This window comes from Variovorax sp. P1_H12_2 (genome assembly GCF_056405335.1).
Window position 1 is genome coordinate 32625 of the sequence record NZ_JBFUCI010000004.1, and the last position, 22556, is coordinate 55180.

Annotated in this window: 21 protein-coding genes; 5 read left to right on the plus strand and 16 right to left on the minus strand. The window is 67.0% G+C overall.

The annotated features are described in order from the left end of the window. Positions 1–11 precede the first annotated feature (11 nt). Positions 12–581 carry a ferritin-like domain-containing protein gene (locus AC1D2K_RS01185; RefSeq protein ID WP_478085643.1) on the plus strand — a complete coding sequence of 190 codons (570 nt, stop codon included), beginning with the start codon at positions 12–14 and terminating at the stop codon, positions 579–581. After that, positions 578–982, plus strand: coding sequence for a c-type cytochrome (locus tag AC1D2K_RS01190; RefSeq protein ID WP_478085645.1), 405 nt, complete (start codon positions 578–580; stop codon positions 980–982). Before AC1D2K_RS01185 ends, AC1D2K_RS01190 begins: the two co-directional genes overlap by 4 nt. 86 nt (positions 983–1068) lie before the next feature. On the opposite strand, the gene AC1D2K_RS01195 is transcribed toward AC1D2K_RS01190, so the two are convergent. The 8 genes from AC1D2K_RS01195 to AC1D2K_RS01230 form a co-directional block, all read right to left on the minus strand. After that, positions 1069–2547 carry a M81 family metallopeptidase gene (locus AC1D2K_RS01195; protein WP_478085688.1) on the minus strand — a complete coding sequence of 493 codons (1479 nt, stop codon included), beginning with the start codon at positions 2545–2547 and terminating at the stop codon, positions 1069–1071. A 65-nt stretch (positions 2548–2612) separates the two neighbouring features. Further along, a complete protein-coding gene (locus AC1D2K_RS01200) occupies positions 2613–3998 on the minus strand; it encodes an amidase (RefSeq protein WP_478085646.1) in 1386 nt (461 codons plus the stop codon). A 62-nt stretch (positions 3999–4060) separates the two neighbouring features. Continuing rightward, on the minus strand, positions 4061–5050 hold the full coding sequence (locus tag AC1D2K_RS01205; protein WP_478085648.1) for a P1 family peptidase: 990 nt from the start codon (positions 5048–5050) through the stop codon (positions 4061–4063). 16 nt (positions 5051–5066) lie between these two features. After that, a complete protein-coding gene (locus tag AC1D2K_RS01210) occupies positions 5067–5840 on the minus strand; it encodes an ATP-binding cassette domain-containing protein (protein WP_478085650.1) in 774 nt (257 codons plus the stop codon). Then, a complete protein-coding gene (locus AC1D2K_RS01215) occupies positions 5837–6814 on the minus strand; it encodes an ABC transporter ATP-binding protein (protein WP_478085652.1) in 978 nt (325 codons plus the stop codon). The genes AC1D2K_RS01210 and AC1D2K_RS01215 overlap by 4 nt, the downstream gene beginning before the upstream one ends. Next, positions 6811–7650, minus strand: a complete 840-nt coding sequence (locus AC1D2K_RS01220; protein ID WP_478085653.1) for an ABC transporter permease — start codon at positions 7648–7650, stop codon at positions 6811–6813. Before AC1D2K_RS01220 ends, AC1D2K_RS01215 begins: the two co-directional genes overlap by 4 nt. A gap of 20 nt (positions 7651–7670) precedes the next feature. Next, complete coding sequence (locus tag AC1D2K_RS01225) at positions 7671–8603, minus strand: ABC transporter permease (RefSeq protein ID WP_478085655.1); 933 nt, start codon at positions 8601–8603, stop codon at positions 7671–7673. 40 nt (positions 8604–8643) lie between these two features. Next, positions 8644–10089, minus strand: a complete 1446-nt coding sequence (locus AC1D2K_RS01230) for an ABC transporter substrate-binding protein (protein WP_478085657.1) — start codon at positions 10087–10089, stop codon at positions 8644–8646. 237 nt (positions 10090–10326) lie between these two features. On the opposite strand from AC1D2K_RS01230, the gene AC1D2K_RS01235 reads away from it, so the two are divergent. From AC1D2K_RS01235 to AC1D2K_RS01245, 3 genes are all read left to right on the plus strand, one after another. Beyond that, a complete protein-coding gene (locus AC1D2K_RS01235; protein ID WP_478085659.1) occupies positions 10327–11448 on the plus strand; it encodes a DmpA family aminopeptidase in 1122 nt (373 codons plus the stop codon). Next, a complete protein-coding gene (locus AC1D2K_RS01240) occupies positions 11445–12311 on the plus strand; it encodes a MurR/RpiR family transcriptional regulator (protein WP_478085661.1) in 867 nt (288 codons plus the stop codon). The genes AC1D2K_RS01235 and AC1D2K_RS01240 overlap by 4 nt, the downstream gene beginning before the upstream one ends. 162 nt (positions 12312–12473) lie before the next feature. Continuing rightward, positions 12474–12857 (plus strand): glutaredoxin domain-containing protein, encoded by a 384-nt coding sequence (locus tag AC1D2K_RS01245; RefSeq protein WP_478085663.1) that lies wholly within the window; start codon positions 12474–12476, stop codon positions 12855–12857. A gap of 2 nt (positions 12858–12859) precedes the next feature. Here the strand turns inward: AC1D2K_RS01245 and AC1D2K_RS01250 are convergent, their stop codons facing one another. The 8 genes from AC1D2K_RS01250 to AC1D2K_RS01285 all read right to left on the minus strand — a co-directional run bounded on the left by AC1D2K_RS01250 (position 12860) and on the right by AC1D2K_RS01285 (position 22525). After that, complete coding sequence (locus AC1D2K_RS01250; RefSeq protein WP_478085665.1) at positions 12860–14164, minus strand: NAD(P)/FAD-dependent oxidoreductase; 1305 nt, start codon at positions 14162–14164, stop codon at positions 12860–12862. Beyond that, positions 14161–15792 carry a GMC family oxidoreductase gene (locus AC1D2K_RS01255; RefSeq protein ID WP_478085667.1) on the minus strand — a complete coding sequence of 544 codons (1632 nt, stop codon included), beginning with the start codon at positions 15790–15792 and terminating at the stop codon, positions 14161–14163. Before AC1D2K_RS01255 ends, AC1D2K_RS01250 begins: the two co-directional genes overlap by 4 nt. 25 nt (positions 15793–15817) lie before the next feature. After that, positions 15818–16639, minus strand: coding sequence for an ABC transporter permease (locus AC1D2K_RS01260; RefSeq protein ID WP_478085669.1), 822 nt, complete (start codon positions 16637–16639; stop codon positions 15818–15820). Next, entirely contained in the window at positions 16636–17568 is a 933-nt protein-coding gene (locus AC1D2K_RS01265; RefSeq protein WP_478085670.1) for an ABC transporter permease, read from the minus strand. Before AC1D2K_RS01265 ends, AC1D2K_RS01260 begins: the two co-directional genes overlap by 4 nt. Beyond that, positions 17565–18659, minus strand: a complete 1095-nt coding sequence (locus tag AC1D2K_RS01270) for an ABC transporter ATP-binding protein (RefSeq protein WP_478085672.1) — start codon at positions 18657–18659, stop codon at positions 17565–17567. Before AC1D2K_RS01270 ends, AC1D2K_RS01265 begins: the two co-directional genes overlap by 4 nt. Before the next feature lie 83 nt (positions 18660–18742). Then, entirely contained in the window at positions 18743–19810 is a 1068-nt protein-coding gene (locus tag AC1D2K_RS01275) for an ABC transporter substrate-binding protein (protein ID WP_478085674.1), read from the minus strand. A gap of 115 nt (positions 19811–19925) precedes the next feature. Then, entirely contained in the window at positions 19926–21422 is a 1497-nt protein-coding gene (locus AC1D2K_RS01280; RefSeq protein WP_478085676.1) for an aldehyde dehydrogenase family protein, read from the minus strand. Further along, positions 21419–22525 carry a mandelate racemase/muconate lactonizing enzyme family protein gene (locus AC1D2K_RS01285; protein WP_478085677.1) on the minus strand — a complete coding sequence of 369 codons (1107 nt, stop codon included), beginning with the start codon at positions 22523–22525 and terminating at the stop codon, positions 21419–21421. Before AC1D2K_RS01285 ends, AC1D2K_RS01280 begins: the two co-directional genes overlap by 4 nt. Between the last annotated feature and the right edge of the window lie 31 nt (positions 22526–22556).

A 22556-nucleotide genomic window follows, 5' to 3' on the forward strand; every position in this document is an offset into this window, starting at 1 on the left:
AGGAGATCACCATGTCGTTCTTTCTGATGCCGACCCCGATGGCGGCACGCCGCCTGTTCCTGGGCCGATCCGGGCTGGTGCTGTCGGCGGCGGCCGTCGCGCTGCTGGCCGGCAAGGATGCGCTGGCCGCCAAGGCCGGCGGCGCGAGTGCCGCCGACACCCGGATTCTCAACACCGCGCTGGGCGCGGAGCTCGAAGCAATCGCCGCCTACCAGCTCGGCGCCGAGAGCAAACTGTTGGAAAAGCCGGTGCTCGAGCTGGCCGTGACATTCCAGGGCCATCACAAGGAGCATGCGAGCGTGCTGGCGAAGACCATCGAGAAGCTGGGCGGCAAGCCGGTGACGGCCAGAGAGGCCTATGGCTTTCCGTCCGAGCAGCTGAAGTCCCAGGCCGACGTGCTCAGGTTCGCGGCCAAGCTGGAACAGGGCGCCGTGAGCGCGTACCTGGGCGCGGTGCCGCTGTTCGGCGACCGCGACCTGGCCAAGGCGGCCGCCAGCATCCTGGGCGACGAAGCGATGCACTGGGCGGTGCTGCGCCAGGCGCTCGGCGAAGCGCCGGTTCCGTCGGCCTTCATGTCGTGACCCGCGCGCGCTGGCTCACGGCGGCCGCCGCGCTGGCGCTCGGTGCCGCCGGACCCGCGCTGGCCGCGCCCGACGCGGTGCGCGGCGAGCAGGTCTATGCGCGATGCCAGGCCTGCCACGCGCTGGCCGTCGATCGCGTCGGACCGCGGCACTGCGGGCTCTTCGGCCGGCTCGCGGGCAGCGTGCCCGGCTACGGGTACTCGCCGGCGATGAAGGCGTCCGGCATCACCTGGAACGACAAGACGCTCGACCGCTTCCTGACCAAGCCGCTGAGCGTGGTGCCCGGCAGCACGATGACCTACGACGGCATCGCCGACCCGAAGGACCGCGCCGACCTGATCGCCTACCTCCAGCATGCCGACGCCAGCGCCGAGTGCGGCAAGCAGGCAGCGGCGAGGTGACCGCGCTGTCGGTGGGTCTCAAGGGCAAGGGCGAGATCGTAAACATGTGCCTGTCCGGCCTGCTGACAAAGCCCTGGCGTGCTCGTTCAAAGCGCATCCAACGGATAGATCGGACGCCGCACTCGCTCGAAGCGCAATTTCGAATAGTCCGAGGTCGTCACGCCGACGCTATCGCATTCGACCACGACGTCAGCCAGGCTGCCGAACCCCGCTCGCCAATGCACCCGGCTTTTCAGAATCAGATATCTCACACGGTCGAGATCAATGCCGAGCGAGGTCAGGTACGCCAGGTCGTGGGGTTCAGTGGCCAAGGACGTCACCACGACCTGGATGCCTCCGGCTTGAAGGACGACGGTCTTGCCGGCCGTGACGACCACCCCGGCCATCATCGGACCACGCAAGCGGAGCACGCCGTCACTGATGGTGCGCACACGCGCCGAAAGGGTGATCGGCTCGTTGGCGTCACCGGTTGCGGCCAGCTCGCTCAAACCACCGAGAGTGAGCGTGAGTTCGTTGCCAACGCCTGCGGCAATGGCTCGCTCCACCGCCTGCGGATCGCGAATCGCGTAGAACACCGCGTCCTGAAGGTCTTGGCGCAGCGCCTCTGCCAGCACGCGCGTGGTGTCCATCGTGCCACCAGACGCGCTGTTGTCGCAATGATCCAGCAGTACGACCGGCCGCCCGGGGGCCGACTTGGCCTGTGCGACCGATTGCTCCAGCGGTTGCCCCTCGTACAAGAATGCCGAACGATTTTCCCAGGCCTGATCCAGCAGTTCGTCGCGCACCCGCCTTGCTTGAACTTCGTCCGCGTCCGCGCACACCACGGCCGACAAACCGGCGTTTCGGATGTCGGCATGCGGGAAGCCTGTGAACACCGAGGCGGCAAGCACGGCTTCGCTTTGCTCGAGCTCGATGCAACGCGCCTGCAGTGACCGGTTGGGTTGCGCGTGTGTGCCCTGGCGCATGATGTGCGGCAGCATCGGCCGGTTGTCCCAGGCCAGGACGGGATGAATTTCCCCGCGGATCGTGCGCATCAGCAGCTCTGCGGCCCGTCGCCCCGCTGCGGCCATGTCGGTATGCGGATAGGTGTGGTAGCCGCTGAGAACAGTCAGGCGTCCGACCATCTCGGGATAGAGATTGGCATGCATGTCGAGCGCCGCACCGATCGGCACGGTCGGTTGCAGTTCGCGAAGCCGGCGCAGAAGCTCTCCTTCCCCGTCTTCATGGTCGGCCGTGACCATCGCCCCATGCAGATCGAGCAGGATCCCGTCGAAGATCTTGCCTCGGGCTGCGTCAAGAATCAGTCCCGTGATCCTTTCGTAGGCCTCGGTTTCGACCAGCCCGCTCGGGCTCGCTTCGGCGACCACGGCAACCGTGATCTCGCAACTCTCGCGATCGGTCACTTCAAGGAATCCACCCATGCCTGTCCCCGTACCTCGCCGGGCCGTCACCGCAGCCTCGCCGACGAGCGGAATGTCACTGTTGCGGAAGAACTGGCGCAGCGGCGTTGCCGCGGGAGAAAAGGTATTCGTTTCGTGCTTGAAGCAAGCCAGAAGCAGGCGAATGGGAGCTTGGTGATTCATCGTTTTCCTCGGAGTCGATTGATCAATGGGGTACAGGTAAAAGGTGCTCAGGTCACCGTCGGCCAAGGCGTCTGAGCCGGTCGCATTTCCTCCCAGGCACGCGCCATCTGCAACACCCCGAGATCGTCGAAGCGACGGCCGACGATCTGCAGCCCGATGGGCAGGCCACTCTTCGAATGACCGCAGTTCACCGAAGCGGCAGGCTGCTCCGACATGTTGAAGGGGTTGGTGAAATACACATCACGTCCCGGCATCGACGCGTTGCTGCTGGTGGCCTCCGCCTCGAAAGGCAAGCAGGGAGAGACCGGCGACAGCACGAAGTCATACGGCTGCGTCGCGGCCACCGTGGCGGCGCGCATCGCCTGCATCTGCGCGAAGGATTGAAACACTTCGTCATGGGAAAGCGTCGCGGCGAACGCAGCAAGCTGGTGCAACACGGGCGCCGCCAGTGCGCGCCGTTCTTCAGGCATTGCCGCCAGATCCGTGCGACTGCGCATTGCGAAAGACTGCACGAAGCCCAAGCGCATTTCGTAGGTGCTCCAGTCCGTGAGCGGTTCGACGATGGCGCCGGCCGCTTCAAACGCCCTGGCCGCGTTCACCACCGCCGACTTGACCTCGGGATCCAGCTGGATCGGCATCGCAGGCTCGATGAAGAGACCGATGCGCAGACCCTTCAGGTCACGCCCAAGCCGTTGCCAGTCGATGGCTTGGTAAGGCAGACTGGAGTAGTCGCGTCCATCTGACAGCGAGAGGACCTGCATCATCAACGCAGCATCGCTCACGGTTCGCGTCATCGGTCCGGCGCAACGACCCGCATACGGAGGGGCGACCGGCACGCGGCCTTGCGACGGCTTCAGTCCGAACACGCCGCAGAAGCTCGAAGGAATGCGGATGGAGCCACCGATGTCGGTACCGACATGCAGGGGCCCGTATCCCGCGGCCGCTGCTGCGCCAGCGCCGGAGCTGGAGCCGCCCGTATTCTTGCTGGTGTCCCAGGGGTTTCGTACCAACGGATGAAAACTCGACGGCGCTGCCGCCAGAAAACCGAAGTCCGGCATGACGGTCTTGGTGACGATGATCGCACYGGCCTCACGCAGGCGCGCGGCCACGGGCGCATCTTCCGCGGCGGGTTTCAGCACCGTGGCCGCACTGCCCAACGGAACGGGTACGCCGCGCGTCGCGATGTTCTCCTTGAGTGTCACCGGCACACCGTCCAGCGGACCTTGAGGAATCTGCGCTTGCCATCGCCGTTCGGATTGACGCGCGGCCTCGAGCGCGGCCTCGGCATCCAGTGCGTACGTCGCGTGCAGGCGCGGTTCGCACAGCGCGATGCGCTCGAGCACGGCCCGGGTCACATCGACCGGGGTCAGCGTACGGTTTTTGTAGCGCGCATGCAGCTCGCCTGCGCTCAATTCGTTGAGATTCGATTCCATGATCGTTCGAGTACTGGAGTGATGGGGGCAATGGCGTGCGATCTCGAGAAGACGCAAAACGGCTAGGGGGCCGCCGCTTCCAGAACCGCGTCCCAGGCAAGGTCCGATGCAGCTTCGGCGAGCACGAATGGATCCACCGACGCAGTCCCCGTTCCCGTGGAGAGGGCGAAGAGAATGTCGCCGTCGTGCGGCGTGTGAAATGGCTGGATGGCGCGGGCCATCGACGAGTGGACCTGCCTGCCGAGTTGCCGCAACAGCAACGACGGCATGGGCTGATCGGTCACGAGCACGGTGAGCGTGGTGTTCTCGGTGGTCGCAATGGTGTTTACGGGTGTGACGGGTACATCGGCTGCGGCCGAGGCGGCGGGCACGAGCACCTCGCGCGGGTGATGGCGCACGCCGGTACGCCGATGACGCAGGCCGCGCACGACGCGGCCTTCGCGGTCGACGATCACGCCCAGCGCATTGACCACGGTGGCAACGAAAACGCGCGCTCCGCCGACGAGCGCGAATGCGGCGCCCTGCCCGCCAGCTTCGCGCTCGTAATCCGGGTAGGCCGGGAATTTACCGACCGCAGCCGAGCGCCCCGCTCCGCGCGCGCCCAGCGGGAACTCCCCCGCCCGCGCCGCCCGGTAGGCGGCCGCGCCGAGCGCCTTGTCTGGATAGATCGCATTGGCGCGCCCGCCGAAGTCGTAAATGATGGCGCCGGAGACCAGCGCGATCTTTCCCCAGCCCACGGCGCCATCGCGTTCGCCCAACAAGGTCGATGCCACGCCGGTGGCCGCCTCCAGCCCGTACAGAGAGCCTCCCGCGAGACTGATCGCGTCCACGCGTGGGTAGCCCCCCAGAAGGCCCGGCGCGCCGCCACGTACGTCGACCTCGCAGTCCGCCCCTCCCTCGACGTGAAGGACCGTGCAGCCGGTCGGCCCCTCGTCATACTCCGCAATTCCAACCCTCAGTTGAGGAAAGTCGAAGGACAGCGCTCGACCGTCCGATGCGCCCTGCCACAGGCGCGGAACAAGGTCTTGGGCGGTTTTCAAATCATTCTTCATTGTTTGCCTTTCGCATTCACGCAGCGGCCTGCCAGAGCGCCCGGCTGTACGCATGGTGAGGTTTCTCGTAGAAACGTGCGGCATCGCCGATTTCGACCACTTCGCCCGAGCGCATCACCGCGATCCGGCTGCATACGTAGCGCGTGGCTGCCAGATCGTGGGAAATGAAAAGCGCAGCAAAGCCGTGACGCTGCTGCAAATCTCGGATCAGATTGAGAATCTGCACCTGCACAGAGACGTCGAGCGCACTCACCGCCTCATCGAACACAAGGAACCGAGGCTGCGTGATCAATGCCCGCGCGATGGCAACCCTTTGACGCTGTCCGCCAGAGAGCTCGTGCGGGAAACGCTCGGCAAAGCCGGGGTTGAGGCCCACCAGCGAGAGCATCTCCGCCACGCGGGCGCGGCGCGCTCCTGGCGTTCCTGTGCCCGTGACCGCCAGCGGTTCCTCCACCGACAGGCCGAGACGAAGTCGGGGATTGAGTGCCCACTCCGGCTGCTGCAAGACCACCGACATGCGTCCCGCCAGCAGGGTCTGCCGGGCTCGGCGCGACGCGGGGATGGCATCGCCGAGGAAGCGCACAACGCCTCGCGTCGGAGCCTGCAAACCCAGCAGAAGCCGGCCCATCGTCGTTTTTCCCGACCCGCTTTCTCCGACCACGCCGAGTGTTTCGCCGGCGCCGATGCTCAAGGTCACGTCGCGCACCGCATCGACGCGGCGCCGGTTCCAGGCCGGGCCGGTCGTGAAGGTCACGCCCACGTTCTCGAGCGACACCACCAGGTCCGTCATGCGGCCTCCTTGAATTGGGCCCGTTCACCGGCGCGGTGGCATGCGACCGAACGCCCCTCGACAACCCGCAGCTCCGGCCGCAGCGAGCGGCAGTCGGCGCTGGCGTATGCGCAACGATCGGCGAAGGCGCAATCRTCGCTGCGCCCGCTGAGCGCCGGCGGTGCGCCGGGAATCGATGCCAGGACCTCGCCCACTTTTTCCTTTCCGGGTGCCACGGCGAGCAGCGCCTCGGTGTAAGGATGCGCAGGCCGTGCGAACACCAGCGCTGCCGGCCCATACTCGACCACGCGGCCGGCATACATCACCGCCACGGTGTCGCAATGGCGGGCCACGGCGCGCAACTCGTGGCTCAACAGCACGACGCCGGTCTTCATCGAGTCTCGCAACGAGACCAGCAGCGCAAAGATCTGCTCGCGCAGAGTCGCGTCCAGAGATGCCGTGGGCTCGTCGGCCACCAACAACAGCGGTCTCCGTGCGATGGCCATCGCGATCACAACGCGTTGCGCCATGCCACCCGACAGCTGGTGCGGAAAACTGCGTTCGACCCGCTCGATGTCGCGCAGCCCGACGCGCGTCAGCAGATCGCGCACCGGCGCCTTGCTGCCAGCCGCCAGCGCGACTTGCTTGCCGACGCGCATGGTGGGGTCGAGCGCAACCATGGGGTTCTGGAAGATGAAGCCCAACGTGCGGCGTCGCACTTCGCGCATGGCTGCGTCCTCCAATTCGAATACCGGTTGCCCATTGACCTTGAGATCGCCACCGGATCGGCGAGCGTTGTCCGCCAGCAGGCGTCCCACGGCCAGGCCCAGCGTGCTCTTTCCTGAACCGCTCTCCCCGACCAGCCCCAGCACTTCGCCAGCGCGCACCGTGAGCGTGGCACCGTCCAGTGCGCGATGGGCGGCGCCTGGCGTGTCGCCATACTCGATGACGAGATCCGTGACCTCCAGCAAGAGCGGTGTGGTGATCTCATTCATCGCAGCCTCCTTCCACGCAAGGGTTCCAGAGCGTCACGCAGCCCGTCGCCCAGAAGATTCACTGCCACGATCGACAGGGCCAAGACCACACCCGCCGAAAGAGCCAGCCAGGGTGCGATCGTCAGATACACGGAGCCGAGACGCAGCAGGGCGCCGAGCGAGGACTCCGGCGGCTGGGAGCCGAGCCCCAGAAAGCTCAGCCCGCTCTCGATCAGGATCCCGATCGACACCGCGTAGGTGAACTGCACCAGCACGGCGCCCAGCACATTGGGCAGCAGGTGCACCAGCATCACGCGCAAGCGCGAGGCGCCGGCCACCTCGGCCGCCGTGACGAAGCCACGGCCCACCATGCCGAGCGTGACCGAGCGCACCACCCGCACGAACAGGGGCAGCGTGGCAAACAGGATCACGGCCAGCGCGGAGATGCTTCCAGGCCCGATCACGGCGGCCACCAACAGGCCGAGCATCAGCGCCGGAAAGGCGAACATGATGTCCATCACACGGGCAATCACGGTGTCGGTCCAGCGCCCGACATACGCGGCGTACAGCCCGATCAGTGTTCCGAGAATGGCGGTCCCGCAGACCGAGGCCAGCGCGAGCACGAATGTCGCACGGATGCCGCGCACGACGCGCGGCAACAGGTCGCGGCCCAATTCGTCCGTGCCGAAAKGCATCGCCCACGAGGGCGCCGCGAAGCGTGGACCCGCGCCGATCTGATCCGGATCGCCCAGCGGCAGCCAAGGGCCCAGGGCTCCCAGCAACAGCAGCGTCAAGAGGATCAGCCCGCCGACTGCGGCCAGATGATCGTGACGCGCGAAACGCAGGATGGTTGTCATGGCTTGCTTCATTCGAGACCTCACCCGCGGCGACCCGCATCGATGCGAGGATCGAGCACGGCATATCCCAGATCTGCCAGGGTATTCACCGCGATGAACACAGCGGCCGCGAGCAACACGCCGGCTTGCACGACCGCGTAGTCGCGGTTGCCCAGCGCGCTGTAGATGTAGAGCCCGATCCCGGGCACGGAAAAAAGGATCTCGGCGATCAATGCACCGCCGAGCAGGTGACCGATGTAGGTGGCCGTCACGGTCATCACAGGGATCGACGCGTTGCGCAGCACATGGTGCCGCACGATGTGCCAACGGCTTTGACCCTGCGAGATGGCGGTGAGAACGTGACCATCGGTCAGCACGCGCTGCACCGAATCCCGCGTCGTGCGAACCAGCAGCGCAATACCGAAGATGCCCAGGCTCATGCCGGGCAGAAGCGTGGCACGCAAGCTGGCACCGGGGTTTTCGGTGAGCGGCACGTAGCCCCCCACCGTGGCACCGAGGCTCCATCTGGAGAATGCATACACCAGCACACTGCCCAACACGACCTCGGGCACGCTGGCCCCCAGTGCACCCACCATGCGGCCCACAGACCGCCATCTGCCGGCGCCCAGGCCGGCCAGCAAGCCCAGCGGCAGCCCGACAAGCAATGCGGTGGCTGTCGCGATCAGGGCGACCTGGATCGTCGCGGGCGCACGGCGCAACATTTCGTCGGCCACCGGCTTGCCGGTCGCCATGGAAACGCCGAGGTCTCCGCTCGCAGCGGCGCCCAGCCATTTCACGTACTGCATCGGTCCTGGCTGATCGAGCCCGAACTTCGCGGCCAGTTCGGCGCGCGTCTCCACCGAGGCATCCGGGCCCAGCACCATCTGCTCGAAGCCTCCGGGCAGCAAGCGCAATCCGGCGAAGACGAGGATCGATGCCCCGGCAAGGGTCAACGCCGCGATGCCCAGGCGCAATGCAAGGTAATAGACGATTCGCATCTTTCGGACCTGTGACTCAACGGCGCTTGAACTCGGCAACGTACTTGAAGACATCGAAATTGCCTTCAAGCGGGCCGAAGCGCGCGTCGATCTGGTCGCGTCGGAAGCCGATGTAGTCGGGCTTGCCCACCAGCGGGATGATGTTGGCCGAGCTCTCGATCAACTCGCACGCACGCGCCATCAGCTTGTCGCGCTCGGACCCGTTGGGCGTCTGCCGAACCTGCACCATCAGATCGCCGTATTCGGCCACTGGCTCGAGAAATGTCGTGAAGACCGGCGAGAAGCCGGAAGTCCACCAGTTCAGGACGATTCCCGGGTCCGAGAAGCCCGCAAACCAGGACAGGGAGGCATCGAAGTTCGAGTCCTTCGGGTTGGTCGTCAGAACGCGCTTGTACCAGTCGGCCACGGGCACTTGCTGCACTTGAACGCTGAAACCCGCCTCCTGCAACTGTGGCTGCAGCACTTGGGCGATCAATGGATAGGTGACCAGCACCGACGAGGCGATGAGGCTGATGCGCGGATTGGGATTGCCTGCTTCCTTCAACAGTGCCTTGGCCTTGGCCACCCGTTCCTTGCGCGGCAGCGTGTAGCTTGGCAGTCCCTCGCAGGACTTCTTTCCGAATGCACTGGGCACGGCGTATTCCACCGCCGATTCGCCGCCGAACACCGCGTTCACGATCGCAGGACGATCGATGACCAACTCGGCCGCCTGGCGCACACGACGATCCTTGAAGACCGAGTTGCCATGGAGACCACTCAGGTCCAGGTGGAAGTAGTTGGGCGTTTTCTGAACCACCGACTGCACGCTTGGGATGGCACCCAGCAGGCGCGGTGTGTCGGGGTTCTCGAACGTCGCGACGTCGATGCTGCCGTCACGCAGGCCCGCAAGGCGCGCCGCATCGTCGGGCATGACGCGGATCGTCATCCTGTCCATGACCGGCTTGCCGCTTTGCCAATAGTACGGATTGCGCTCCAGCAGCCAAGCTTCGTCCTGGCGGTGTTGTGCCACCTTGTAGGGACCTGAGCCGAGCATTCCCTTGGCCGGGTCGAAGGTGCCAGCCTCGATTTCCTTCATCGGCAGGATCGACGTGGTCGCGACGGCGAGGATGGAGAGCAGGGAGGTATTCGGCTTGACCAGGTCGATGCGCACGGTGTGCGCATCGATCGCGACCACATCGCTCACACCACCGATCTGTTTGCCCCAGCCGCGCGCCTTCTGCGGATCTGTCAGCCGCTTCAAGCTGCCCACCACATCGGCGGAGGTCAGCGGCCGACCGTTGGAGAACGCCGCGTTCTTGCGAAGGTGAAAGACATAGGACGTGGGCGAGACCTGCTCCCAGGATTCGGCCAGCCTGGGGGTGACGTTGAGCTTGTCGTCCGTGCTCAGCAATGGGTCGTAGATCAGATAGAAGACCGTCCACGATGAGCCGTCGCCCGACGAATGCGGATCGGTGGAAAGCACCTCCGACGGCTTGCCCCAGATGAAGGGCTTCTGGGCTTGCGCGAGGGAAAGGCTGGGCAGGACCAGAAGGGACGCTGCCGCAACCACCGCGGGCAGCCACGCCCGACCACGCCTGAACGCACACGAAATTCCAGTCACTTGAACTATCCATCCTTCCGATTGATGACACACAAATGTTATTTGACTACCATTGAACACGTCAATGCAATTTTGATACCACCATCTAGGAGTAATCCCTTGCCCCTCACCACCCCACAGACAAGAGCGAGAGATCTGGGCTTGCGCTTTCCCGGCAAGACCGGCCTCGCCAACGCCATCACCGACATACCAGGCGTCGAAGTGGGGCAGACCACGCTCATTCGGGGGGACGGCGCGCTGCATGTTGGTGCGGGCCCGGTGCGCACGGGCGTGACGATCGTTCTGCCGCGAGGCCGATCAGGCGTGCTGCAGCCCGTCAAAGCCGGCGTCCACGCACTCAACGGCAACGGCGAGATGACCGGGACACATTGGATTGAAGAGGCCGGCATCTTTCGCGGCCCCATTGGCCTGACGAACACGCACAGCATCGGCATGGTCCATCACGCACTCGTGCGATGGCTCTCCCGTGTCGATGGCGACCGCGGTGCATATCCGTGGTTGATGCCGGTGGTCGCGGAGACCTGCGACGCCGTGCTCAACGACATGGATGGGCTGCACATCGACGAATCCCACGTCTTCGAAGCCATCGCAGCAGCAGCGTCCGGCCCGGTCGCGGAAGGCAATGTCGGCGGCGGGACCGGCATGATCTGCTACGGCTTCAAGGGTGGGACAGGCACAGCGTCGCGCATCGTGAGCGTCGCGGGTCAGGACTACCGCGTGGGCGTGCTGGTCCAGGCCAACATGGGCATTCGCCCATGGCTGAACGTGCTGGGCGTGCCCGTCGGCGAACTCATGCCGAGTTCGAGCAGTCCATGCAGCGGACCGACCGAGCGCGAGCAAGGCTCGATCATCGTCCTTGTGGGAACCGATGCCCCGCTTCTGTCCAGCCAACTCCAGCGACTCGCAAGGCGTGCCGCACTTGGCGTCGGTAGAACGGGCACTCCGGGGGGCGACGGCTCCGGCGATATCATGCTGGCATTCACCACCCACTCGGACCAGCCGCTCGGCAACCATGGCGTCTGTCGAACGGAGTACCTGGCTCAGCACACACTCGATCCGCTCTTTCTCGGCGTGGTCGAAGCCGTGGAGGAAAGCATCTTGAACGCATTGATTGGCGCCCGGCCCATGGTGGGCCGAGACAACACGCGCGTCGAAGCGCTGGATCACAGCACGCTCATGGAATGGATGCGGCGCTATGGCCGTGTCACCGACATCCGATGAATCCTTCCCAGTCACTTTTCGAACGCATTGAGTCGGCGTCATCCGGGATGACACGCTCGGAGCGCCTTCTGGCCGCCTATCTGACCGCGAACGCTCGCGAGTTGACGCTGGAGAACGCGGCCTCTGTGGCGCGCAAATCCGGCGTCAGCCCGATGACCGTTGGGCGCTTTCTGCGCACATTGGGCTACGACAGCTTCGACGCGCTTCGGCGGGAAGCCAGCCGCTTGAGTGCGCCTGCAGAGCTTCGACTCCCCGGTCGCTTCGAGCAATTCCGTCGTGACCACAGCGCCGAGCCCGGTACGCGCAGCGCGCAACTCTCCCAAGAAATCGAAGCCATGGTAGGTGCGTACGATCTAGCCGCGGGCGAACACTGGGATGCCATGGTGCAGCAGGTCGCGACATCGCAGCGAGTGTTCGTTGCCGGCTACCAGACCGTGCGCGGCATCGCATCCGATTTTGCGGCGCGACTCGACTACGTGCGCGAAGGCGTGCGCGTTCTCGACGGGGCTGACGGCACCTATTCCGAACTGTTCGGCGCTGCAAAGAGCCCGACGCGCTGCCTGATCCTGGTCGACATCCGTCGCTATGCGCATCAGGCCGAACTGCTGGCGTCGGCTGCCGCGGAATCCGGCGTTCCCGTGTTCGTCATCACGGATGCCTACTGCCACTGGGCGCGCAGCCACACCCCGCATGTGTTTCATGTACAGACAAATGTGGGCTTTTTCTGGGACTCCACCGTTCCTATCGTGAGCTTGTTCAACCTCCTGATGGACAGCGTGGTTCAACAACTTGGGAAGAAGGTCGGCGAGCGTGTGAACCGGCTCGAGAAGTTGCAAAGCAGATTTGGCGCGTTCCGCGATTGACACGCGCCACGACGCGTGGCGCTTCCATTACGCATTTCCGCCGGAATGGGGTCGGGGGGCGAGATTATCGACAGCGGTGGGGATAGCGCAGAATCCTCCGCGCCCCCGTGGCCCAAGTGGTCCAGAACGGATCCCGTCTTCGCAACCCAGAGAAAGTCATCGATGTCCCGTCCCGTCCTAGACGAAGCCCACATTCATCCCGCCATCCGCACCAAGCTGGCCGAGAACCGGCAGGCCATCGTGCGCGAGGTCATGGATGCGGTCCAGGCCAACGACATCGTGGTGGTCGGCATGGCGATGAACCCGTTTCCGAAGAAGGCGCGCAAGATCCTGGAGCAGGCGAAGCAACCGTTTTGCTACCTCGAATACGGCAGCTATCTGAGCCGCTGGCGCGAGCGCAACGCGCTCAAGATGTGGACCGGCTGGCCGACCATCCCGATGGTGTTCGTCAGGGGTGTGCTGATCGGCGGCTCGACCGAGCTGCAGACACTGGTCGACAGCGGTGAGCTGAAGACCCTGCTCGGGCGCGGCGCCGCGGCCAGCTGATATCAGACGGGCCGGCGGTCGCGCCAGCGGTAGTAGAGCACCGACGGCGCCAGAAACCAGGGGTTTCCGCGGTACAGCGGCCGGGTCTGGAAGGCCAGGCCGTCGAGCGCGGTGCGCCCTTCGGCGAGGCTCAGCACCTGCTGGCCCACGCGCATGCCGAAATAGCTCGAGGTGCCGACGCCGGCGCCGCAGTAACCCATCGCGTAGTGCATGCCCTCGTGCTTGCCGACATGCATCAGCTCGTCGAAGGTGTAGGCCACGAACCCGCACCACGAATGGCTGATGCGCGTGCCCGCGAGTTCGGGGAACACCTTCACCATGTCGGCGTGCAGCCTGGGCGCGCTGGCGCGCGGGTCGGTTTCCTGGTGCGAGACGCGGCCGCCGAACAGGATGCGCTTGCGGTCCGGCGAGGCCCGGTAGTAGTAGACGACCTTGCGCGTGTCGCTGACGATCCGGTTCTTCGGGATCAGGCGGTCCATCAGGCCCGGCGGCAGCTCCTCGGTCGCGATCATGTAGCTGCCGATCGGGATCACGCGGCGCTGCAGCCAGGGCGTGGCGGCGCCGGTGTAGCCGTTGGTCGCCACCGCCACGTCGCGCGCCAGCACGGCGCCGCGAGCGGTATGCACGAGAAAGCGCTCGCCCTGCCTTTCGATGCGCGCCACCGGCGTGCGCGGCGCCACCTGCACGCCGGCGGCCAGCGCGCGTTCCAGCAAGCCCTGGTGATAGCGCGCGGGGTGCACCGAGCAATGCTGCGTGTACACCGCCCCGCCCCAGTACACGTCGGAGCCGAGTTCGCTGCGCTGTTCGGCCCGCGGCACCATGTGGGCGTCGACCTCCAGGCCCCGGGGCTGCTCGCCGACCCTGCGGGCCAGGGCCTCGTACTGCGCGGCGTTGTGCGCCGCATGGAAGCGGCCGACGGCGCCGAAGTCGCAGTCGATCTGCTCCCGGCGGATGAAGTCGCCGATGAAGGCCAGCGAGCGCTGCCCTTCCTTCAGGATCTCGAAGGCGCGCTGCGCCCCGTGCCGGCGCGCCAGTGGGTCGAAGCCGGGCTTGATGCTGGTCGACACCTGGCCGCCGTTGCGCGTGCTGCAGCCCCAGCCGGCCTCCTCCGCATCCAGCACCAGCGTGGAGCGCTGGCCGCGCGCGGTCTGCAGCGCCGCATGCAGGCCGGTGTAGCCGGCACCGACGACCGCCACGTCCACCGTGCCGGGCAGGGGCGCCTCGGCAATCGCCGGACGCGGCACGTCGTCCCACCAATAGGGCGCCAGCTTGCAATCGGCCAGGAGATCGGTGGCGGCGTGGTTCATCGAAGGCTCTGTTCCTGGTGATCGGCCAGCACCCCGGCGGCGGCCTTCTCGGCCAGCATGAGGGTCGGCGCATTGGTGTTGCCCGAGGGCAGCGTCGGAAATGCGGAGGCATCGATCACGCGCAGCCGCTGCACGCCGTGCACCTGCAGGTGGCGATCGACGACCGAATCCAGCGGATCGGGCCCCATGCGGCAGGTGCCCACCGGATGAAAGACCGTGGAAGCGCGCTGGCGGATGTCTTCGATCAACTGCTCATGCGACCGGACCTGGCCTCCCGGCATCAGCTCGCTCTCGATCACCGCGCTGAGGGCCGGCGTGGCCGCCAGCTTGCGCAGGAACAGGGTCGCCTCGAGCATGTCCCGGCGGTCGCTCTCGGTGTCCAGCGAACAGGGCGCGATGACGGGCGCCGCCAGCGGGTCGGGCCCCTGCAGCCGCAGATGGCCCCGGCTGGTCGGCTTGCACGGCTGGGCGCCGAGCAGGAAGCCAGGATAGGGGTCGGGACGCATCAGTTCGCGCTTGCCGGCACGGGCCCGCAGATAGCTCAACGGAGAGAAATAGAGCTGCAGATTGGGACGATCCAGCCCCTGGCGCGAGCGCACGAAGCCCCCGCCCTGGTTCACGCTGAGGGCCAGCGGCCCGTTTCGGGCCGCCAGGTAGCGCAGGCCCGCCCAGAGCTTGGCGCCCCAGGGCCCGAGTTCGGTGTTGAGGGTCGGCACGCGCGAGCGATAAAGATGGTCGATGCACAGGTGGTCCTGCAGGTTCCGCCCTACCGCGCCTCGGTCGGCCACGACGGGGATGCCGTGCGCCTGCAGCTGCGCGGCCGGGCCGATGCCCGACAGCATGAGCAGCTGCGGGGAGTTGATCGCGCCCGCCGACAGGATGACCTCGCGCCGCGCACGGACCTCGTGYGCCTGGCCGCCCATCAGGTAGCGCACGCCGCAGGCCTGCGTGCCGGAGAAGAGGATGCGCGTCGCCTGCGCACCGGTTCGCACGGTCAGCGCGGCGCGCTTCATCGCCGGATGCAGGTAGGCCGTGCTGGCCGATTCGCGCAGCCCGTTGCGGGTCGTGATCTGATAGGTGCCGACACCCTCGATGCTGGCCCCGTTGAGGTCGCCGTTGAGCGCCAGGCCGAGCTCCGAGCCGGCGCGCAGATAGGCCTGGCACAGCGGATGAACCGCCTGCGAGACGTCGCTGACATGCAGCGGCCCGCCGACACCGCGCCAGGCGCTGGGGCCGTGCTCGCTGTCTTCGAGCTTCTTGAACCAGGGCAGCACGTCGTCCCAGCCCCAGCCGGCGTTCCCCATGCCGGCCCACTCGTCGAAGTCCGCCGGCTGGCCGCGCACGAACACCATCGCGTTGATGCTGCTGGAGCCCCCGAGCACCTTGCCGCGCGGCCAGTAGCCTTCGCGCCCGGCCAGGCCGGCATCGGGCGCGGTGCGGTACATCCAGTTGACCGAGGGGTTGTAGAACGAGGTGCCGTAGCCGATCGGCACCTTGAGCCAGAAGCGGCGATCGCTGCCGCCGGCCTCCAGCAGCAGCACGGTATGGCGCCCCGAGGCCGTGAGGCGATTGGCCAGCACGCAGCCCGCCGAGCCCGCGCCGATGACGATGAAGTCGAATTCCGTCACGAAGCGGCAGTGCCTTCAGTGCGCATCAAACGCGCTTGCCCACGAACTGCGTGAACACCAGCAGCAGCGAGGTCACGGCGATGATCAGCGTGGAGATCGCGCCGATGGTCGGGTCGACCTGGTCGCGCAGCGCATTGAACATGTTGCGCGTCAGGGTCGAATGGTCGCCGCCCGAGACGAACAGCGACACGATGACCTCGTCGAACGACGTGAGGAAGGCCAGCACGGCCGCGGTCACCACGCTGAAGCGGATCTGCGGCAGGGTCACCAGCCAGAAGGCCCGGGCGCGCGAGGCGCCCAGGCTGCGCGCCACCAGCTCCTGGTTCAGGTCGAAGGACTTCAGCGCCGACGCGACGACCATCATCACCACCGGCACCGCCAGCATGCTGTGCGCGAGCGCCAGGCCCAGCAGGGTGTTGACCATCTTGAGCTTCACGTAGGCGTAGAACACGCCGATGCCGATCAGGATCACCGGCACGACCATCGGCGTCAACAGCAGCATCGTCATCGGCCCCGCGAAGCGCCAGCGCGAGGCGTGCAGGCCATAGGCCGCCATCGTGCCGAGCGGCGTCGCCACCAGCGTGGTCAGCGCGGCCGCCTTGAGCGAGGTGGCGGTCGCCTGCATCCAGGACGACGAGGCGAAGTAGCTCGCGTACCAGCGGATGGACCATTCGCGCGGCGGAAACTCCAGGTACTGCGATGCCGAGAACGACATCGGGATCACGATCAGGGTCGGAATCACCAGGAACAGCATCACGAGCGCCGCCAGCGCGTAGAGCCACAGGCGCTGGCCACGGGTGACCTGGGTCTGCGTGACGGGATGCCTGAGCCAGTCGGGCATGCTCATCGCACCTCCTGCCCGCCGAGCAATCCGCGCGCGCCCATCAGCCTGGATGCGACCAGGATCACCGCCACCGTGAGCACCAGCAGCACCACGCCCAGCGCGCTGGCCGCGCCCCAGTTGAAGAACACCTCGATGTCGTTGGCGATGCGGCTCGACACCATGATCACCTTGCCCCCGCCGAGCACGGCCGGCGTGATGTAGAAGCCCAGACACAGGATGAAGACGATCACGGCGCCGCTGGTCAGCCCGGGCAGCGAGAGCGGCAGGAACACCAGCCAGAAGCTGCGTGCCGGCGAGGCGCCCAGGTTGGCCGCGGCCTTGAGGTAGTCGCGATCGATGGCGCGCATGCCCGAGTACAGCGGAAGAATGAGAAACGGCAGCATCACGTGCACGGTGCCGATCAGCGTGCCGGTCAGGTTGTGCACCAGCGCCAGCGGCTCGTCCCACCAGCCCAGCGCGATGCCCCAGCCGTTGACCAGGCCCTTGCGCTGCAGCAGCACCAGCCAGGCATAGGTGCGCACCAGCAGCGAGGTCCACAGCGGCAGCAGCACCGCGATCATGCAGAGGTTGGCCGCGCGCCTCGGCAGCTCCGACAGGCAGTAGGCCAGCGGATAGCCGATCAGCATGCACAGGCCGGTGGTCATCAGGCTGACCTGGAAGGTGGTGGCGAAGGTGCGCCAGTACGAGGGCTGCTCCCACATCCGCTGGTAGTGCTCGAAGCTCCACTGGCCGTCGTCGGACAACAGCGACAGGTAGAACAGCCAGCCCACCGGCGCCAGCATCGTGACGGCGATCAGCAGCAATGCCGGCGCCACCAGCCCCAGCAGCCCGAGGCGTTCCCATTGCGCGACGCGGCGCAGCGCTTGCGCGTTCGGCGTCGCGATGGGCTGCGCGTGGGTCGGCCCGGCACGCGCCGCGGTCAATGCCGTCATGCGGCCGAACCTTCGGCCGGCAGCAGCACGGTGTCCTGCGGACTCAGGCCCAGCCGCACCGCGGCGCCCGGCTCCGGTGCGGCCTTGCCCGTGCCGTGCGTGGCATGCCGCAGCCAGACCATCGTGCCGCCGTCCAGTGCCACATGCAGCAGGGCGCTGTCGCCCTGGTAGACCTGCGCCACCAGCCTGCCGTCGAAGACATTGAGCCCGTCGGGGGCCTGCGTCGGCCCCGCGTCCAGCAGTTGCAGCCGCTCGGGCCGCAACATCAGCAGCCGCGCGCCATCGACGCCCGGATGCTCGGCGGCGCGCAGCGTGCGCTCGGCCAGCCGCACGTGCCCCTGCACCACCGTCACCGGCACGAAGGTCGATTCACCGATGAACTCGGCCACGAAACGATGGGCCGGGCGCTCGTAGATCGCACGGGGCGTGTCGAGCTGCACGATGCGGCCGCCATTCACGACCGCGATGCGGTCCGACATGGTGAGCGCCTCGCGCTGGTCGTGGGTCACGTAGACGGTGGTCATGCCGAGCTTGTCGTGCAGTTGCCGCAGCTCGATCTGCATGTGCTCGCGCAGCTGCTTGTCGAGTGCCGACAGCGGCTCGTCCATGAGCATGATGCGCGGCTCGAACACCATGGCCCGTGCCAGGGCCACCCGCTGGCGCTGGCCGCCCGACAACTGGTCGATGCCGCGGGCGCCGAAGCCGCCCAGGCGCACCATCTCGAGCGCCTTCGCAACGCGCTCGGCGCTTTCGCTGCGCGCGACACCGCGCAGCCGCAGCGCGAAAGCCACGTTCTCGGCCACGCTCATGTGCGGGAACAGCGCGTAGTTCTGGAACACCATGCCGACACCCCGCTTGTGCGGGGGCGTGGTGATCATCTCGGCATCGCCGAACTTCAGGCTCCCGTGGTCGGGCCGGGTGAAGCCGGCCAGCACGGTCAGCAGCGTGGTCTTGCCCGACCCCGATGGCCCCAGCAGCGTGAGGAACTCGCCGCTGCGAATGTCCAGGTCGACATGGTCCAGTGCGAAGACATTGCCGTACTTCTTGGTCACCTGCCGCATCGAGATCGGCAGCGACGAATTGCGCACCATGCATCAACCTGCTTTCTGGAAGAGAAGTCTCCGCCCGTCGGGCGGGCCCCTGGTCGAGTATCGCGGAGCCGAGGCCGCAAGCGCTATTCGGTGAGCATGTTCTGGTACAGCTGCGCGGCCCGGGCCTCGTTCTTCAGGTACCAGCCCGCGTCGAGCAGCATCTGCTTCGAAACATTGTCCGGATAAGTGGGCAGTCCCTTGGCCACGACCGGATCGATCGCGCTGCCTTCGAAGGCCTTCTTGTTGGTGGGCCCGTAGTTGATGAATTTCACCAGTTCGGCCTGGTACTGCGGCTTGCCGATCTCGTTCAGGAACTTCATGGCCAGCGCCTGGTTCGGCGCCCCCTTGGGCACGGCATAGCAGTCGACGTCCAGGATCGCCTGGTTGTAGCCGTACTTGACCTTGCCGCCGTCCTTGATGACGCCGTCGAAGCGGCCGTTCCAGCCGGTCACCATGTCGACCTCGCCGTCCTTCATCAGTTGCGCGTGTTGCGCACCCGACGACCACCAGACGGCGATGTGGGGCTTGAGCTCCTTGATCTTCTTGAGGGCGCGCTCGATGCCGCCCGGGGCGGACAGCACTTCATAGACCTTCTCGGGCGGCACGCCGTCGGCCATCAGCGCCGGTTCGAGCGAGCCCGCCACGGCGTTGCGGTACGAGCGCTTGCCGGGGAATTTCTTCACGTCCCAGAAGTCGGCCCAGGTCTGCGGCTGCGGATGGCCGTCCGGATAGGTCTTGGTGTTGAACGCGAACACGTTCGAGAACACCGTGCCGCCGACGCAGAACTCCGACGCCAGGCCGGGACCGAAGGTCGAGACGTCCACTGTCTTGTAGTCGATCGGCTCCAGCAGGCCTTCGGCACCGGCGCGCGCGGCGCTGCCCGCGCCGCTGCCGACGATGTCCCAGGTCACGGCGCCGGCCTTGGCTTTCAGGCGCAGGTCGGCGATGCCGGTGTAGGTTTCTTCCTTGAGCGTGATGCCCAGGGCCTTGGCGGCGGGCGCCCACTTGGCCTTCATCTGCGCTTCCTGGAAGGCGCCGCCGAAGGACACGATGGTCAGTTGCTGCTGCGCGGCGGCCGGGTGCGCCAGCAACGCGCCCATCACGGCCAGCGCTCCCAGCGTCAGGCGCCTGCGAATCAAAGGGCTCTTCATTGCTTCACTCCTTGTCAGTCGATCTTGCACGGTGTTCCCCCATCGTGGCGCAGTCTAGAAACCGGGTGGTCGGCCGGACAGTGCCATTCTCGAAACTTCGTCATACCAGTTCCATTCAGGAAATCCTTGCCGCCACGGACTTGATCCGGCTGTAGCTGCGCAGGGCTTCCAGGCCTTTTTCGCGGCCGAAGCCCGATCGCCTGTTGCCGCCGAACGGCACCGCGATGCTCCCCGCGAAATACTCGTTGATGAAGATCTGCCCGGCATCGATGTCGCGCGCCAATTGGTGCGCTGCCGCAAAACTGCGCGTGTAGACGCCTGCGACCAGGCCGTAGGCCGTGCCGTTGGCCAATGCCACCGCCTGCGCCAGGTCGTCGAACACCTGCACCGCCAGCACCGGGCCGAAGATCTCCTGCTGCACCGCCTCGTCCATCGCCGGCACGTCGTCGAGGATGGTGGGCGGGTAGAACCAGCCGCGTCCGGTCTGCGGATCGGCGCAGGCCTGCCCGCCCGTGCGCACCCTGACGCCCCGTTCGCGAGCCCGGTCCACGTAGCCCGCGATTCTTTCGCGGTGCGCCAGCGAACTCACCGGCCCCATGCCGCAGTCGCGCAGGCCGTGCCCCAACGGCATGGCCTGCGCGCGCGCCTGCAGCCGGTCGACGAAGGCCTCGTGGATCTCGCGCGCGATCACCAGGCGCGAGCCCGCCGAGCAGATCTGCCCCGCGTTCTCGTAGATCGCGCCCAGCACGCCTTCGATCGCCTGCTCGATGTCGCAATCGGCCAGCACCACGACCGGCGACTTGCCGCCCAGTTCGAGCACCAGCCGCGTGACGTGCGGCGCCGCCGCCTGCATCACGTCGATGCCGGTCGCGACCGAGCCGGTGAAGCTGATGTGCTGCACGCCCGGATGCCGGACCAGTGCCGCGCCGGCTGCCGCACCGGTGCCGGTGACCACATTGCAGACCCCCGCCGGCAGCCCGGCCAGCGCGCACAGCTCGGCCAGCATCAGCGCGGTCAGCGGCGTCTGCTCGGCCGGCTTGGCCACCACCGTGCAGCCGGCCGCCAGCGCCGGCGCCATGCCGCGCGCCGCCGTCGACAGCGGGTAGTTCCACGGGATGATGTGCGCCGTCACGCCGGCCGGTTCGTTGAGCGTGAAGGCCAGGTGGTCGGTGCCCAGCGGGATGCTGTCGCCCTGGTGCTTGTCGCAGGCCCCCGCGTAGTACTCGAAGGTGGCGGCGGCGCCGGCCACGTCGCCCAGCGCCTCGGACAGCCGCTTGCCGGAATCCAGGGTCTCGGCCACGGCCAGCCGGTTGGCCGAGGCGCGGATGCGCCCGGCGATGCGCCACAGCAGCCGGCCGCGCTCGGCCGGCGTCATGGATCGCCACGGCCCGCGCAGGGCCGCCTGTGCGGCGCGCACCGCGGCGTCCACATCGTCGGCATCGCCGGCCGCGAAGGAGGCGAAGGCCTCGCCGGTTCCCGGGTCGAAGGTCTCCATGCGCCCACCGCGGGCCGCGGGCACGAAGCGGCCGTCGATGAAGTGCTCTCCGGGCAGGTCGGCAATGCGGCCGTTGGCCTGTGCCTCGCGCACCAGCGCCTGGAGCCCGGCGTTCACGCGGCGCGCTCCGACACCTGGTAGCGCGACCGCGCCAGCCATTCGGGATCGATCTCGACACCCCAGCCGGGTTCGTCCGGGACCGCGACATGCCCGTCGCGCACCTCGTACGGCGCGTGCACGAACAGGCCCTCCTGCCACGGGTAGTAGTCCGGGCCCTCGATCGAGTACTCCAGGTACTTGCCGGCGTTGGGTATCGCCCGCAGCAGGTGCATCGTGAACACCGTGACCATCGACAGGTTGGCGCTATGCGGTGTGCACGGCAGGCCCGCTTGCGCCGCCATCGCAGCGACGCGCAGGGTCCGCGCGAGGCCGCCGACGTAGCAGACGTCGGGCTGGACGATGTCCACCGTGTGCGTGGCGATCATGTGCTTCCACATCGGCAGATAGCAGTCCTGTTCGCCGCCGGTGACGTCGAGCTTCAGCGCCTCGCGCACCTGCTGCGTCTGATCGAGCTCCCAGTAGGGACAGGGCTCCTCGAAGTGCTCGATGCCCTGGTCTTCCAGCAGGCGTCCGACCTCGATCGCACGCGCGGGCGAGAAGCCGCTGTTGCYATCCACCAGCAACGCGGCCGTGTCGCCCAGCGCGCGGCGCATCGTGGGCACGATGGCCTCGGTGCGGCCGGGCCATTCGTCGACGTCGTGCCCGCATTCGGCGCCGACGCGGAACTTGAAGGCGTCGAAACCGTGCGCGTCGCGCAGCCGCAGCATGCGGCGGGCCTCGTCCTCGGGCGTGATGTCGCGCTTCATCGACGAGGCATAGGCGCGCAGCCGGCCGGGCGTGCCGCCCAGCAGCTCGCACACGCTCCTGCCTTCGCGCTTGCCGCGCAGGTCCCACAGCGCGGTGTCGAGGCCGCCGATCGCGCGGTACAGGTAGGCGCAGGGAAACTTGTGTTCGCGCTCGGCGATGCGGTCGACCAGCGCATCCAGGTCCTCGCCGCCCTGCCCCAGCGACCAGGGCGCGACCTGCCGGTGCAGCACCTGGGCGGTGACGTCGGCGTTGTAGGGCGACACCTGGCCCCAGCCCTGCGCGCCGTCTTCCGCGGTCACGCGCACGAAGCCGACGTGCAGGTTGCAAAAGGTCTCGATCTTCTGGATCTTCATGAAGCTGCGTGCCTGTGCCGGGACTAGAAAA